At 36.0% G+C, this 16,314-nt stretch carries 10 protein-coding genes; 9 read left to right on the forward strand and 1 reads right to left on the reverse strand.

Annotated elements, in window-relative coordinates; genetic code table 11:
- Positions 1–868: 868 nt before the first annotated feature.
- From PKK00_06595 to PKK00_06605, 3 genes are all read left to right on the forward strand, one after another.
- The gene (locus PKK00_06595) at positions 869–5,671 is read left to right on the forward strand and encodes an ATP-binding cassette domain-containing protein (protein HNW98062.1); all 4,803 of its coding nucleotides are present in this window, start codon (positions 869–871) and stop codon (positions 5,669–5,671) included.
- A 318-nt stretch (positions 5,672–5,989) separates the two neighbouring features.
- Positions 5,990–7,288 carry a DEAD/DEAH box helicase gene (locus PKK00_06600; GenBank protein HNW98063.1) on the forward strand — a complete coding sequence of 433 codons (1,299 nt, stop codon included), beginning with the start codon at positions 5,990–5,992 and terminating at the stop codon, positions 7,286–7,288.
- Positions 7,289–7,451: 163 nt separating this feature from the next.
- Positions 7,452–7,643 carry a cold shock domain-containing protein gene (locus PKK00_06605; protein HNW98064.1) on the forward strand — a complete coding sequence of 64 codons (192 nt, stop codon included), beginning with the start codon at positions 7,452–7,454 and terminating at the stop codon, positions 7,641–7,643.
- A 530-nt stretch (positions 7,644–8,173) separates the two neighbouring features.
- Here PKK00_06605 and PKK00_06610 read toward each other — a convergent pair.
- Positions 8,174–8,329: a hypothetical protein gene (locus tag PKK00_06610; GenBank protein ID HNW98065.1), complete on the reverse strand. Its 156-nt coding sequence runs from the start codon at positions 8,327–8,329 to the stop codon at positions 8,174–8,176.
- Between the two features lie 62 nt (positions 8,330–8,391).
- On the opposite strand from PKK00_06610, the gene PKK00_06615 reads away from it, so the two are divergent.
- From PKK00_06615 to PKK00_06640, 6 genes are all read left to right on the forward strand, one after another.
- The gene (locus PKK00_06615; GenBank protein HNW98066.1) at positions 8,392–10,509 is read left to right on the forward strand and encodes a M3 family metallopeptidase; all 2,118 of its coding nucleotides are present in this window, start codon (positions 8,392–8,394) and stop codon (positions 10,507–10,509) included.
- A gap of 134 nt (positions 10,510–10,643) precedes the next feature.
- Positions 10,644–11,186, forward strand: a complete 543-nt coding sequence (locus PKK00_06620; protein HNW98067.1) for an RNA polymerase sigma-70 factor — start codon at positions 10,644–10,646, stop codon at positions 11,184–11,186.
- 50 nt (positions 11,187–11,236) lie between these two features.
- Positions 11,237–11,656, forward strand: a complete 420-nt coding sequence (locus tag PKK00_06625; protein HNW98068.1) for a four helix bundle protein — start codon at positions 11,237–11,239, stop codon at positions 11,654–11,656.
- A 73-nt stretch (positions 11,657–11,729) separates the two neighbouring features.
- Positions 11,730–12,758, forward strand: coding sequence for a FecR domain-containing protein (locus tag PKK00_06630; GenBank protein ID HNW98069.1), 1,029 nt, complete (start codon positions 11,730–11,732; stop codon positions 12,756–12,758).
- Complete coding sequence (locus PKK00_06635; protein HNW98070.1) at positions 12,745–15,450, forward strand: TonB-dependent receptor; 2,706 nt, start codon at positions 12,745–12,747, stop codon at positions 15,448–15,450. Before PKK00_06630 ends, PKK00_06635 begins: the two co-directional genes overlap by 14 nt.
- On the forward strand, positions 15,450–16,271 hold the full coding sequence (locus PKK00_06640; protein ID HNW98071.1) for a DUF4249 family protein: 822 nt from the start codon (positions 15,450–15,452) through the stop codon (positions 16,269–16,271). The genes PKK00_06635 and PKK00_06640 overlap by 1 nt, the downstream gene beginning before the upstream one ends.
- Positions 16,272–16,314: the final 43 nt, after the last annotated feature.

Consider the following 16,314-nt stretch of genomic DNA (forward strand, 5'->3'; position numbering starts at 1 on the left):
TTTGTACAGGTCTTTTACAGTCATGCCATCCACGCCTGCCGAACCTTTGTTCTTCAATACATGGCGGTATGCCTGCATTATGTTTCTTCGGTTTAATACTTGCTCAATCATCTTGTTTATTTCTTATGCTCTGTTCCGCTTATAGCAAGGCTAACACAAGTGTTTCCTTGTTGCATTTGGAACATCTTAATGTTCAGTCCTTCGCAGTTTTTGTGAGTCCTCTGTAGTTCTATTACAACTCGTTTCTGCTGTTACTATGACTTCTGCTGACTTCTTGGTTTGCAGAACGAATCTGCTCCAAGACCTCCCCTGGTAAGTGCTATTCTTTCGTCCGATGCCTGCGAAATCTACATCATTGTTCTTCTTGTATTCTTTGGGCATTGCAATGCTGTGCTTGCTCACCCGAACAATAATGCCTCATATTCCGTTCCTGTTCGTCAGTACCAGATTTTGCAGTCTCGCTTCCTTCAGTGCATACCTCACGGTAAACCACCTTGCGACTTGCTAATACTTCAGGGCGTTACACCCGCGTATAAGGGACTTGCACCCTTTAGAAAATTGTTTCCTCTCACTTCGCTTTTCACTTTCAATTAAATTTGTATTTTAGCATCTAAAAAGAACCTTGCGGAGTGGGTTCTGCATAGCACATGCAGGGCACACACACGGGTTAAGAAATTGGGGGACAGTGGTTAAATGAAGTTTTGTGCTTCGTAGGAAGTTCAGTGGTGGCAGACAGTTTTCGTCTCCGAATTCGCCAACTTCTTGTAGCCGCAAACCGTTATAATTATCGTTCTCCAAATTTTTCAGCAATTTAATTTTTGAGTGTGAATATTTCAGTCTATTTTCGTATCCTGAATAATACACTACCATGCGCGAGATCATTATAGAAAACGCCAGTGAAAACAATTTAAAAAATGTTTCGCTTCGCATACCCCATTATCAGCTTATTGCAGTAACAGGTGTTTCTGGTAGCGGCAAAACCAGCCTGGTATACGATGTATTATGCACTGAAGGACATCGCCTTTTTTTTGAGAATTTTACTGGCGGCCGATTGTCATCAGCAAAACTTACGCGCCCCAAAGCTTCACGGATTGAAGGGTTATTCCCGGTAATTTCAGTTGATCAAAATAATATTGTTCGCAGTCCACGCTCAACAGTTGGTACCCTTACCGAATTATACGACCATTTACGTTTGCTTTTTGCACGCCTTGGGAAATCAACTATTCAGGACTTACATCCTTATCGCAGTTTATTTTCCTTCAACCTTCCCGATGGATATTGCCCTGCATGTAAGGGTTTGGGCGTACAGGATCATATCGACCCCGACCTTCTTATTGCCGATGCTTCCAAAACCATTCGCGGTGGCGCTTTCATTTTAACAACACCAAATAATTATATTGTATACTCGCAGGTTACCATGGATGTGCTCGACCAGGTGTGCCGTGCAGAAGGTTTCAATGTAGACATTCCATGGCAGTACCTTACTGATGAACAAAAAAATGTGGTACTAAATGGTTCTTCAAAAATAAAAGTTTTGTTTGGCAAGCATCCTCTTGAATCGAGATTAAAATGGACAGGCATTACAGCAAAACCACGCGAAGAAGATTATTATAAAGGAATACTTCCGGTGATGGAAGAAATTCTGCGACGTGAACGCAACCCGAACATCATGCGCTTCACACGCTCCCACACCTGTACACAATGTAACGGAAAACGGCTGAATGAAAAAGCGCTGTCAGTGAAACTCTGGGATCGCGATATTTCTGCTTTTTCAGAAATGAGCATCAAACAAATACATTCGTTCTTCAGTGAATTGAAAATTGAAACCAACGAATCATTGATTGCAGAACCTGTTCGCGAGGCCATACTCAAACGAACTACGCTGCTGATGAAACTTGGAGCCGGTCATCTTTCACTGAACAGGGAATCTCTTTCTTTGAGCGGTGGAGAAGCTCAACGCATACGCCTTGCAAACCAGGCAGCCACAGGATTGCGTAATGTACTTTATATTCTTGATGAACCAAGTGCAGGATTACATCCTTCAGAACATCATCTGTTGCTTGAAGTAATGCGCACCCTGGTGAACAATGGAAATACAGTGATGGTCGTAGACCATGATGAACAAAGTATGCGTGAAGCAGATTGGATAATTGATATTGGTCCGGGTGCAGGAAAAGCCGGCGGCAAAATTCTTTATAATGGTTCTACAGAAAAATTTTTCAATCAACAGGAATCCGAAAGTATCACAAGAAAATATCTTATTGAAAAAAAAGATCATGATTCAGAGCCAATCAGGACGGATAAAAATACTTTTTTCACAATAGAAAATGCAAATAAAAATAATCTTCAGGATATTTCACCACGCTTTTTAATTAATGCATGCAATGTGATCACGGGCGTTTCGGGCAGCGGAAAAACAAGCCTGGTGAATTTTCTTATTGAAAATACCATTATACAAAAAACAGGAGGAACTGAAATTTTCCGTAAAGTGATTCATATTGATTCCTCCCCTATCGGTCGCACACCCAAAAGCAACCCGGCAACATACACAGGTTTATCCGATCATGTGCGCGACCTGCTTGCAGCATTACCTGAGTCGCATCAAAGAGGTTATAAGAAGGGACAATTCTCTTTTGTGGTAAAAGGCGGACGTTGCGAAAGCTGCGGTGGTGCAGGTGTTCAGCAAATAGGAATGCATTTTCTCGGAAACGTTGAAGTGGTTTGCGATGTGTGCGAAGGAAAACGTTTTACTGAAGAAACACTTGAAATAAAATATAAGGGACTTAACATTTTCAATATTCTTGAACTGACAGTTGATGAAGCTCACTTATTCTTTGAAGGACATAAAAAAATAACTGCAATAACAGGAATACTGTCAGAATTAGGATTAGGTTATCTCAAGCTAGGGCAGCCTTCTACAACTCTGTCGGGTGGCGAAGCGCAACGGGTTAAACTGGCAACTGAGCTTTCACGCTCAGCCAGCGGACAAACATTATATATCCTGGATGAACCAACAACAGGACTGCACATGGCTGATGTAGATATTCTTACACAAGCATTGAAAAAGCTTATCAGTAAAGGTCACACGCTGCTATGCATTGAACACGATCCTTCTTTCATTCTTCAGTCCGGCTGGATGGTTGATCTTGGTCCGGGAAGCGCTGATGAAGGAGGTACCATTGTAGCAGAAGGCTTTGTAAATGATTTGATACAACATCCTGGATCCATTACTGCTTCTGAGCTCATAAAATTTTTATCACGCGATGCTTCGGTAAAAAGAACTTCAAATATTCCATGCAGCAATGACACAATTGAAGCTCCAATTAAATTAAACGGAGTGGAAACAAATAATCTTAAAAATATTGATGCATCATTTCCTGTTGACGCAATTACAGCAGTAACGGGAGTTTCAGGCAGTGGCAAATCATCTTTGGTTTACGGAACACTTTATGCCGAAAGCCAACGAAGATTTCTTGAAGGAATGTCATCATATATCAAACAGTTCGCAGCAAAAGCAGGAACACCGGTATTACAGGAAAGTCATGGATTGGTACCTGCAATTTCTTTACAGAAAAAAAATCCGGTGAATAACCCGCGTTCAACCATCGCAACATATACCGGGCTTTATGATTTGTATCGTTTAATGTTCAGCAGGCTTGCAAAATCAACTGATAAAAATACGAATCCATTATCAACAGCATTCTCATTTAACAGCGAAGAAGGCGCATGCCCTGTATGCAAAGGTTTGGGAACCCTTACGGTCTGTGATTCGGACAAATTAGTTACACATCCCCAAAAACCACTGATAGCAGGAGCCCTGGATGGAAACAAAACCGGAAGTTTTTATGGCGATCCATACGGACAATATATCGCAGCTCTTTTGACCGTTGGTAAAAAATACGGAATTGATTTTTCTGTTCCCTACAAAGAACTTGATGGCAAAGCAAAAGAAATGGCCATGAATGTTTGTGGTGAAGAAATATTCGATGTGGAATGGAACTATAAACGCGGCGCGCATCAAGGCATTCATAAACTTAAAACAAACTGGCCCGGATTTCTAAAACTTGTAGAAACTGAATATTTTCGCAAACATAATGATGCTCGCGGTGATGCCATGCTTGATTTGATGAAAAGCATGAAATGCAGCAACTGTAATGGGTTCCGGCTAAAACCTGAAATGCTGAAATATTTTATTAACACATTGCATATTGGGCAGGTTACAGCATTTACCGCCGAAGATGCATTACAATTTTTTAATAATGATTTTACCGGAACATTCGAAAATGATTTAGAAAAAAAAGCAGCTTCATCTTTTCTTGAAAATATTAAAAGTCGTCTTGATGCCTTACTGAAAGCAGGATTAGGATATATTTCCACAGACAGGATTGTGGGAACGCTTTCAGGCGGCGAGTTTCAGCGCTTGCAACTTGCAGGACTTGTAAGAGCGCCATTTACCGGAGTTGCATATATTCTTGACGAACCTTCTTTCGGCTTACATCCTAAAGATACCCTACACATCAGCAAGCTCATCGAAAACCTGAACCAGTATGGAAACAGCGTGATCATGGTTGAACATTCACCTGTTCTTTTAGAAAAATCTAAATATACCATTGAACTGGGACCCGGTGCCGGTAACGAAGGCGGACAAATAATTTATTCGGGCAGTACAAAAGGTTTTTCACATCAAGAATTAAAGGTTTCTGAACATTTAAAAAATAAAGGAAATCCCGGAAAAGGTTTGAGCATAACAAAAGCACATGCTAATAACCTTCAGAATATTGACGTGGAAATTCCTTCGGGAATAATGACCGTGATAACAGGAGTGAGTGGCAGCGGGAAAACCAGCCTTCTTGATAAAGTTATTTTTGAAAGTTATTCTTCAGGGAAACCGTTTGATTGTTCAACTATTTCAGGATTTGAAAATTTTTCCGATCTTATTTATATCGAACAACCGGTGCATGGCAAAGGGCGCAATGCCACAATTGGCAGCATGCTTGGGCTATCGGAAATTATTTCCAAAATTTTTGCTTCAACAGAAGAAAGCAAAAAACGTAATTATAAATCTTTACATTTTATCAGCGGTACACGCGAAAGTCGTTGCATAACATGCGAAGGAACAGGGTTCAACCAGGTCAGCATGGATTTTTTCAATGATGTTATTTCTCCCTGCGAACATTGCGTAGGCATAGGTTTCAATGAGGAAACACTCGAAATAATGATTGACAAAAAAACCATTTACGATGTGTTGCAATTTCCTTTCAATGAATTATCACTATTTTTCGATGTCCATCTTCAGAGCAAATTAAAAACACAAACAAAATTAATTCTTGAGCTTATTCATAAAACAGGACTTGAATACCTGTCGTGTGGTCGCTCACTGAAAACATTATCTACCGGTGAATTACAGCGACTGAAGCTGGTTTCAGGACTTTCATCCAAAACAAACAACAACACACTTATCCTTTTGGATGAACCTACAGGCGGTTTGCATCCGAAAGATATTGATAAATTGATGAACCTTTTCGATGAACTTATTGAAGAAGGAAATACTATTGTCTGTGTTACTCATGAACCTCTGCTGATAGCCTCAGCAGCTAAAACAATTGAACTTGGTCCCGGCGGCGGAACAAATGGCGGACGTATTATTGCACAGCTTTCAAATTACAAATAATGAAAGCGGAATATTCCAAATTCTGTTATACAGAATCTTAGCAGATTTGTAATGGTTATTGAGCATTGTCGAAATAAGCAAAATGTGCTTAGATTCTGTTATGCCGATTTATCCCGACTTGTCGCGGATAGGAAATTTTTGCAACCGAACTTGTGAGCTCATGAATACCTTTAAAATAAAATAAGTTATGAATAAATCATTTCCGTATCGGTATAAATCAAATAAAAACCTTATCTTTGCAGAGAAATCAACTTACGGACATTTCCCTCCTTATAATTAGTCAGGCTTTGGTCACAAAAAAATTACTTTAATTAATTTATGTCATTTCAATCATTAAACATTATTGAACCTATTCTTAAATCATTACAACAGGAAGGTTATAAAACACCCACGCCCATTCAGAAAGAATCCATTCCTGTTATATTGCAGGGCACCGATCTGCTGGGTTGCGCACAAACAGGCACAGGCAAAACTGCTGCATTCACAATTCCAATTTTACAGTTATTATTTGCTTCAAAAACATTCAACAAAAAAAGGAAGATAAGAAGTTTGATTGTAACACCAACCCGCGAACTTGCAATCCAGATAAATGAAAGTATACAGGCATACGGCCGATTTACAGGCTTAACAAGCACTGTAGTTTTTGGCGGTGTAAATCAAAATCCGCAAACAGCTTCATTGAAACAGGGCGTAGACATTCTGGTGGCAACACCCGGTCGCTTACTCGATTTGATGAACCAGGGATTTGTATCATTACATGATATTGAAATTTTTGTACTTGATGAAGCCGATCGTATGCTGGATATGGGTTTTATAAATGATGTAAAAAGAATAATAGCAGCGCTGCCTCGCAAACGTCAGACACTTTTTTTCTCGGCTACCATGCCCGCCGAAATTGTAAAACTTTCTAATTCCATTTTGAATCATCCTTTCAGAATTGATATTACACCCTCTGCTCCTACTGTCGATATTATCAAGCAAAATGTATTTTTTGTTGACAAAGGAAATAAAAATGCTTTGCTTTTACACTTACTGAAAGATTCAACTATTAAGACCGCTTTGGTTTTTACACGAACCAAACATGGCGCCGACAAGGTGGTAAAAATACTGGATAAGAATAAAATCAAAGCTGAAGCCATCCATGGCAATAAATCACAGGGAGCACGCCAGCGGGCTTTAGCAAATTTCAAAGAACAAACGACAAGAGTATTAGTGGCAACAGATATCGCTTCACGCGGAATTGATGTAGAAGACATGGAATTCGTCATCAATTTTGAACTTTCCAATATTGCCGAAACATATGTGCACCGTATTGGACGAACAGGCAGAGCCGGCGCAAAAGGAACGGCTTATTCATTTTGCGATGCCGAAGAAAAAGAGTATTTACGCGACATTGAAAAACTGATAGGAAAAAAAATCCCTGTAGTTGAAAATCATCCCTTTCCTTTGATGGATCATCACCCGGTAAAAAAACCGAAACAACAACGAAATAATTTCAATCATCAAAAGCAGGCATCATCAGTAAAGCCAAACGTAAGGCATACTACGCATCCACATACAGCAATGAAAAACAACAATAAACAAAGATTCGGGAAACAAAATGTTTCGCCACGATAAAATCAAAAAAGTATTATTCTTAGCTATAACTAAACACTACTTCGATAGTCTTTAGTTGAACATATTTAAATACATTTTATGAAAATATTTCCTGCAATAACTAATACTTATTTTCAAATAAATACTTATCTTTGTATTATTAATCAAATTTTAAATTCATTTTATGAACAAAGGAACAGTAAAATTTTTTAATGAAACCAAAGGTTTTGGATTCATTAAAGACGCAGAATCAGGAAAAGAATATTTCGTACATTCTTCAGGTTTAAAAGACCGCATCAGAGAAAATGATGAAGTTACTTTTGAACTGCAACAAGGAAAAAAAGATTTAAATGCTGTAAATGTTAGACTAGCATAGTTTATATATTACTCAGACATTTATCATTAAAGAGCCTTACAAACGTGAGGCTTTTTTTATTATTACCCGTTTAAAAATGCATGGATATTCACGAGCAAGCCAGTGTTGCGCCCCGATGAATATCGGGGGTGCGAGCGGATCTGCCCGACTGGCAAGGCGGGCCTGCCCGACTGGTAAGGCGGGTAACTATAAAAACTTAAACACATGAAAATTTAATCATGAAATATTTTTAGTTTAATTTATTTATATTTAATAAAAATTTTTCTCATCTTTGTATAAACTATTTTATAAAAATATATAATATGTCAAAAGAAAAATCAATAAAAGAAAAATCAGTAAAGAAAGCTCCCACAAAAACTCTTAAAGAAAAAAGAGCAGCTAAATTAGCTAAGCGCGAGGAAAAGAAAAAAGCTTAATTCTGAAAATTTCTTTATAACAATTTTTTCTTTACTTGAAATATAATTACCGAATGAAATGGTAATTTAATATTTTCATCATTATTGATGATTATAGATTTTTGTCTCTCACTCTCACCTCCTGGTATCTATCGGAGCAGAATATATATTTACTCGTGAATTTCCTGCTAAAGTAAATCCTGCATTGAATTCCTGTTTGAATTTATTCATATCGGTTATTGCAAGTTTACATTTAATGGATATTTCATCGTAAAAATTCTTGCTAATCAATTAAAAGTAATTATTTTTGATACCCTAAATAATTAATTCATTAATCACAAATAATAACTAATATGAAAAAGTTACCAATTATCATTTTTGCACTAACCTTTTTGATTATGACTTCATGTACTAAGAAAAAGAAAATCGATACCAGCGCAAACCCGTTCTTTACGGCATATAATACTTCTTTCGAAGTTCCGCCTTTCGATAAAATTGACACATCACATTACATTCCTGCTTTTGAAGAAGGGATGAAAATACAAAATGCCGAGATCGATTCCATTATCAATAATACCGAGGAACCTACTTTCGACAATACAATTCTTAAATATGATAAATCAGGAAAATTATTAACCAATGTCAGCCTGGTTTTTTTCAACGTTCTGGAAACAAACACTAACGACCAGATGCAGGCTATTGCTGAAAAAATGAATCCACTGTTATCGAAACACAGGGATGAAATAGCAATGAATGAAAAACTTTTCAAACGCGTTAAAACCATTTACGAAAAGCGTAATGAAATGAAACTCGACAGTCAGCAAATTCGTGTTGTTGAAAAATATTATCGCGATTTTATCAGGCTTGGTGCTAACCTTCCAAAAGATAAACAGGATACCCTTAAAAAAATAAATTCAGAATTATCTACACTTCAGCTACAGTTCAGCCAGAACGTTCTTAATGAAACCAAAGATTTCCAATTGGTAATTGACAATAAAAAAGACCTTGAAGGACTTCCGCAAACATCAATAGATGCAGCAGCCGAAGCAGCAAAAGAAGCCAAGAAAGACGGGAAATGGGTTTTCACTCTTGATAAACCCAGCATGATCCCATTCCTGCAATATGCCAAAAATCGCGAACTGCGTGAAAAAATTTATCGCGGATATTTTATGCGCGGTGATAATAATAACAAAAATGATAACAAAAAAGTTATTGCTAAAATCATAAAACTCCGTCAGGAAAAAGCTGAACTTTTAGGATATAAAAACTTTGCAGCTTATGTTATTGACGATAATATGGCAAAAACTCCTGAAAAAGTTGATGAATTTTTAATGAAACTATGGAAAGCAGCATTACCAGTAGCAGAAGAAGAAGTAAAAGAAATGCAAAAAATTATTGATAAAGAAAAAGGAAACTTCAAACTTCAGCCATGGGATTGGTGGTATTATTCCGAAAAAGTAAGAAAAGAAAAATATGACCTCGAAGAATCGGAACTGCAACCATATTTTAGCCTTTCAAATGTACGTGAAGGGATGTTCTATGTTGCCAATAAACTTTATGGCATTACATTTACCCAACTTACAAATCTGCCAATTTATTATAAGGATGTTGAAACATATGAAGTAAAAGAAGCCGATGGAAAACACCTGGGAATTTTATATCTCGATTATTTCCCGAGAGATTCAAAACGAGGTGGTGCATGGTGTACCAGCTTCCGTAATGCAGGATGGGAAAATGGTAAAAAAGTCAATCCTATTGTTTCTGTAGTTTGCAACTTTACAAAACCTTCAGGCAATACTCCTGCATTATTAAATTGGGACGAAACTACTACCCTTTTCCATGAATTCGGTCATGCATTACATGGTTTGTTTACCGAAGGAAAATACAACAGAACCGCAGGTGCCGTTCCAAACGATTACGTTGAATTACCTTCACAGATTATGGAAAACTGGGCCGGCGAACCTGAAGTTTTAAAATATTATGCAAAACATTATAAAACCGGTGAAGTAATTCCCGACAAACTTATTGAGAAAATTGTAAAAAGCGGCTTGTTCAACCAGGGCTTTGCAACTCTCGAATACCTTGCTGCATCTATTCTTGACATGGATTATCATGAATTAAATTCAAAATCCAACATTACCGATATTGATAAATTTGAAACAGAACAGATGAATAAAATCGGATTAATTCCGGAAATATTGCCACGTTATCGTTCAACATATTTTTCACATACCTTTAGTGGCGGATACTCTGCCGGATACTATGTTTATATTTGGGCAGCTGTTCTTGATGCCGATGCTTTTGATGCATTTGTAAAATCCGGCGATATTTACAATAAAGACCTTGCTGCTAAATTCAGAAAATATTGCCTGAAAGAATCAGGTGATGGCGAAGGTATGGTTCAGTACAAAAAATTCCGTGGACAGGAACCATCTGTAGAACCTTTATTAAAAAGAAGAGGACTGAATTAATCTCAAAATAAAAAAACATTAAGGCAGATTTAAAAATTAGATCTGCCTTTTTTATTGAACTTTAATAATTTCATCAAGAACTTGATTATATTTGTATTCCTAAAATATTATCTCTGACAAATTCTAACGAAAATATCGTTACAAAACTTGATGAAGTTTCTTTCGAAAAGCTTTTTAAAAATCATTTTAAAGGGCTTACATGGTTTGCTGTCCGCTATGTTAAGGATATTGAAACCGCTAAAGAAATTGTTCAGGATGTTTTTATTAACCTTTGGGAAAAACGTTCTCATATTGATTTATCAAAACCCGTAAAATCATATCTTGCATCATCGGTTTATAATAAAAGTTTAAATTATATCAGGGATAATAAAAAATTTGATAAAGATATTCTGGCATTTGAAACCCTTTTCCCTGATGCCGGTTACGAGCAAACTGACAGGCTTGTAACAGATGAACTGGAAAAAAATATTAAAGATGCCATTAATGAACTTCCTGAAAAATGCAGGGAAATTTTTATTATGAGCAGGTATGAAAATTTAAAATACCAGGAAATTGCCGACAAACTGCAAATTTCAATTAAAACCGTTGAAACTCAGATGTCGAAGGCCTTACAGCATATGCGCGAAAAGCTTGTTGAGTATATAACTATTTTGCTATTAATTATTATGTCGAATTAAAAGAAAAATTTTGTTTGTAGTTTGTTGTTCATTGTTTGTAGTAAAAAAAAATGGGAACCATTAATAAATTTGAAGATTTAGAAATATGGCAGCTTTCAAGAAAGTTAGCCTCAATTATATTTGAATATATTTCAAAAGAAACATTCTCTAAAGACTTTGGATTGAAAGCACAAATCAATAACTCCAGTGGTTCTGTAATGGATAATATTGCTGAAGGTTTTGGTCGTGGCGGCAATAAAGAATTTATTAATTTTCTAAGTATTGCTATAGGGTCATGCAATGAAACCAAATCACAACTTTATCGTGCTTCTGACAGAAAATATATTTCCGAAAAAGAATTCAAAGAAAGTTATTCTCTTTGTGATGAAATTATATCAAAATCCGGAAGTCTTATAAACCACCTAAACCAATCTGAATTTAAAGGACAGAAATACAAAAGGATGCAACAGAATACGAACGACAAACAATAAACAACAAACTTTTTTTATAAGGTATAAGGGTAAACAAAAACTTATGTGTATAGTGAGTGAATAGTTAGCTAAAATGGAAAAAGAAACTTCATATTATCACGATCTGATTGCAAAGTATTTCGCAGGTGAACTGACTGGCGAAGGACTTTCAGTTTTATCAGCATGGCTGAAATCAGGTATTGATAACCGGGAAGCTTTCAACAACTATAAACAAATATGGGAAATCGTTGAAAAATCGAAAATTGAAGCGCTTGATACCAATGCAGAATGGGCTAAGCTGAAAAATAAAATAACAACTGACCAAAAATCAGAAACCAAAGTAATTCATCTTGAAACAGGAAATACAAAAAATAAATCATTCTTCAGGCAGACAATGCGCATTGCAGCAGTTATTCTTGCTCTGTTAGGTTTAACCTTTATTATCCTGACTTTTACCAAACACCCGCCTGTGCAAAAACAACTGATGGCTTTAAATGAAAAAGTTGAAGGGAAACTGCCTGATGGAACAAATGTAACGCTGAATGCAGGTTCTACTCTTAATTATCCTGAAAAATTTAAAGGTAAAGAACGTGCCGTAAAACTTACCGGCGAAGCATTTTTCGAAGTTACTCCCAACAAATCAAAGCCTTTTAAAATTGCAGCCAATGAAATAATTGTTGAAGTCGTAGGAACTTCATTTTATGTTAATGCCAATAAAAACGGGAATGTGGAAGTAATTGTTAAAACAGGAAAAGTAGCCGTTTATGATAAAAATAATTCTTCTGAAAAGACCATGCTTGAACCGGGAGAAAAAGCCGAATTTAATAAAGCTGAGCAAAAAATTTCTGAAACGAAAAACACCGACGATAATTTTATTGCATGGAAAACGAATACCCTCATATTCGCTGATGATTCATTAAGTAATGTGATTGAAATCCTGAATAAACATTTTAATGCCAACATATCAATTACCGATAAAAAACTTTCCGGACTTAAGTTTACCGGCTCATACTCTAATAAATCACTCGAACAGATTCTTACTTTAATTGAAAGTACTTTTAAACTTCGGGTAACAAAAAAATCGGGTAAACAGATTGAACTGTCCGGATATGAAACGAAGTAACAATTTACTTACATACTTCCTAAAATCACCGATTTTAATTGTAATAACTTTTTTTGCAGTTCTCTTTTTGACCATTGAAAACACACATGCACAAGATTTGAATCAGAAAATTTCTGTAAACCTGAAAAATGTTACCATAAGCGAAGTAATGACAAAAATTACCGAGCTTACACAAATCAATTTTACATACAGTTCAACACAGATCCCTTTAAATAATAAAGTAACCATAAAAGCAAAAAATAAAACGGTGAAAGAAGTCTTTGAAAAAATTTTCACCGAAAACGGAATCGAATATTTAATCATTGAAAAACAAATTGTTTTACGACCCTTACAAAAAGAGTCTTTTCAGAATACTATAGCTTCTTCAACCAATTCTAAAGAAAAAAAGAAATATACTATAAGTGGTTACTTAAAAGATTCCAAAACCGGCGAAATCCTTATTGGTGCAACCGTATATGCAAAAGGCACTATTATGGGCACTTTCACCAATGGTTATGGATTTTATTCGCTTACTTTACCCGAGGGGGATTATGATATTATATACTCTTTCATAGGATATACAAGCATTTCTCATCATATTGATTTAAAAGAAAATAAAAAAATTTCATACGAATTGGAAGCATCCAACTTTGAAATAAAAGCTGTTGAAATTGTTGCCGACAAGGAGAATGAAAAATTAGTAAGTCCTCTTAGCAATATGAAATTAAACCCGAGAGCGATACGCCAGATGCCCGGTTTTGTTGGTGATGTGGACATAATAAAATCGCTTCAGGCTGTCCCTGGTATCAAAGCATACGGTGATGGCTCCACGCTGTTTTATGTGCGTGGTGGCAACAGCGATCAAAATCTTATTCTTGTTGATGAAGCGCCAATTTATAATCCTTCGCATTTCTTTGGTTTCTTTACTGCAATTGCTCCCGATGCTATTAAAGATGTGGAAGCGTATAAAGGTGATTTCCCCGCAAGCTACGGTGGACGCCTGTCTTCAGTAATCGACATAAAAACAAAAGACGGCAACATGAAAGAAGCCTTCCTTTCAGGAAGCATGGGACCTTTCACATCCAACATTACTATTGAAGGACCTTTTAAAAAAGATAAAAGTTCTTTCTTTTTTTCCGGCCGCCGCTCAAATATGAACTGGCTAAGCTCATTAAGCGGGACAAATATGAAAATAATTTTTTTTGATATTAATACAAAATTAAATTATATAGCTACCGAGAACGATCGGTTTTTTATTTCTTTTTATGTCGGGAATGATTTGCTTAGCAGAAGCCTATCGGGTTCTAAGAATAATTACGGTATAAACTGGAATAATGTTTTAGGCACGATCCGGTGGAATCATATTTACAATAAAAAACTTTTTTCAAATACGACAATTTATTCAAGCAAATATAACTATTACCTCTACCTCTCAAAAGAATACAGCGATTACTGGAATTCTTCCATTTCAAATGGCACAATTAAAACCGATTTCACATATTATGCAAATGCTTTGAACACTTTAAAAACAGGAATAGAAATAAGCTCTCATGCTTCAAACCCCGGCAACGTTCACTTTACCGATAGCCTTATTCAAAAAAGCACACCAGTTATACCACGTTATAATTCACGCGAAATTGATATATATATAAGCAATGAACAAACTATTACTGATAAGCTTTCTGTTTATTACGGATTGCGTTTACCTGTTTGGAGAAATATTGGCGAAACTTCAGTTTATTATTTTAATTCCAGTTACGAAGTTATCGACACACTATTGGTTGGCGATAAAGAATCGTATTACACTGCATCTTCGCCTGAGCCAAGAATAAATTTAAAATATTCCTTCAGCAAAAACTCGGCTGTAAAAGCTTGTTACAGTCGTACCACACAATTCATTCAAGTTCTCTCAAATTCTATCAGCCCTTTTACTTCACTCGAAGTATGGGTTCCATGTGGTCCGAATATCAAGCCACAAAAATCAGATCAATTCTCTTTGGGATACGCAAAACGATTTTATAAAAATAATTTGAATTTTTCTGCTGAAGCATTTTATAAAAATTGTATAAACCAGATTGATTATGAAGATCACGCAAACATGCTTTACAACCCTCTGATAGAAGGTGAACTCAGGTTTGGCAAAAGCTGGTCATATGGGCTTGAACTGATGCTCCGTAAAACAGAAGGAAAATTTTCGGGGTGGCTCGGTTACACTTATTCACGTGTTTTCAAGAAAATTGAAGGAGTAAATAATAATGAAACATATCCGGCATTTTACGACAGGCCTAATGATATCACTTTAAATTTTTCCTATAATACAGGAAAACATTGGTTATTTTCCGCAAACTGGATATACATGACCGGTGGGGCAATTACTACACCAATAGGGTTTTATTATTATGATGGGTATAATGTTCCTTTGTACGGTGATAAAAATAATGACCGACTTCCCGACTATCATCGCCTCGATTTGCTTGTTACCTTAAAACTAAATCGTCCCGGCAGCGTTAAAAAATTTCAGCATAGTTGTACTTTCACTATTTACAATGCTTATGCACGAAAAAATCCTATTTCTGTTGACTTCAATAAGATCATTGATGATAATGGAAATTTTGTTATTCCGTCCGACCATGACAGTCAAAATGAAATCATTCCAACAAAAATATCTGTAGCAGGCTTTATCCCTTCTATTTCTTATAATTTTAAATTCTGATGAAAAAGAGCTTGATATATATCTATATTATTTTTTTATTTGCATCATGCGAAAAGCAAACAACATGGGACTTAGAATCGGAACAAAAAAATATTATTGTTGTTGATGGAATGATAACTAATGAAAAGAAAGAGCATACTATTAAAATTTCTTTCCCTGTTGATAATTTAAATGATACAGCTAAACCGGTAACAGGTGCAGCAGTGGTAATAAGCGACTTCAACTCTGTTTATACTTTATCAGAACAACCGGCCAATTCAGGGATTTATAAAACATCATCAGATTTTGCAGGAATACCAGGAACTCAATATACATTATTTATATCATATAACAATATAGTATACACGGCAAAAACACGCTTATTACCCGGAATTGATTTCCATCCTTTGCTTTATGAAATGAATACAGATAATGGATTATTCTATATTACTACAGTATCTAGTAATTACAATGCAAAACATTATGCAATATGGGAAATATTACTCGACTGGTCAAATGTAGAAGGATACCAGCAATGCAATCCTGATAGTTGTAAAAAAAGATTGTTATACTACACACTTCCTACAATAGATGTAAGCCAGACTTTTGCACCTTCTGTTGAAAAAATATATTTTCCAACCGGAACATTAATCACAGAAAGGCGCTATTCCATTACTGAAGAACATGCACAATTTATTAGGGCAATGCTTTCAGAAACAAACTGGACTGGTGGATTTTTTGATTCATCACATTCTAATGTTCCAACAAATATAAGCAATGGAGCGATTGGTTTCTTTTCTGCCTGCGGTGTAGAAACGCTCTATTTATCGGTTATACCATAATTTTTTTATTTTATATCAGGGTAAAGTTTTTTTCTTGTGTATT

It is taken from the genome of Bacteroidales bacterium, from assembly GCA_035353855.1.
Lineage (GTDB): Bacteria > Bacteroidota > Bacteroidia > Bacteroidales > CG2-30-32-10 > DAOQAK01.

What these genes read in the sequence shown, in the direction of transcription:
- PKK00_06595 (HNW98062.1), top strand. Translation starts at nt 869, where the DNA reads ATGCGCGAGATCATTATAGAAAACGCCAGTGAAAACAATTTAAAAAAT.
- PKK00_06600 (HNW98063.1), top strand. Translation starts at nt 5,990, where the DNA reads ATGTCATTTCAATCATTAAACATTATTGAACCTATTCTTAAATCATTA.
- PKK00_06605 (HNW98064.1), top strand. Translation starts at nt 7,452, where the DNA reads ATGAACAAAGGAACAGTAAAATTTTTTAATGAAACCAAAGGTTTTGGA.
- PKK00_06615 (HNW98066.1), top strand. Translation starts at nt 8,392, where the DNA reads ATGAAAAAGTTACCAATTATCATTTTTGCACTAACCTTTTTGATTATG.
- PKK00_06625 (HNW98068.1), top strand. Translation starts at nt 11,237, where the DNA reads ATGGGAACCATTAATAAATTTGAAGATTTAGAAATATGGCAGCTTTCA.
- PKK00_06630 (HNW98069.1), top strand. Translation starts at nt 11,730, where the DNA reads ATGGAAAAAGAAACTTCATATTATCACGATCTGATTGCAAAGTATTTC.
- PKK00_06635 (HNW98070.1), top strand. Translation starts at nt 12,745, where the DNA reads ATGAAACGAAGTAACAATTTACTTACATACTTCCTAAAATCACCGATT.
- PKK00_06640 (HNW98071.1), top strand. Translation starts at nt 15,450, where the DNA reads ATGAAAAAGAGCTTGATATATATCTATATTATTTTTTTATTTGCATCA.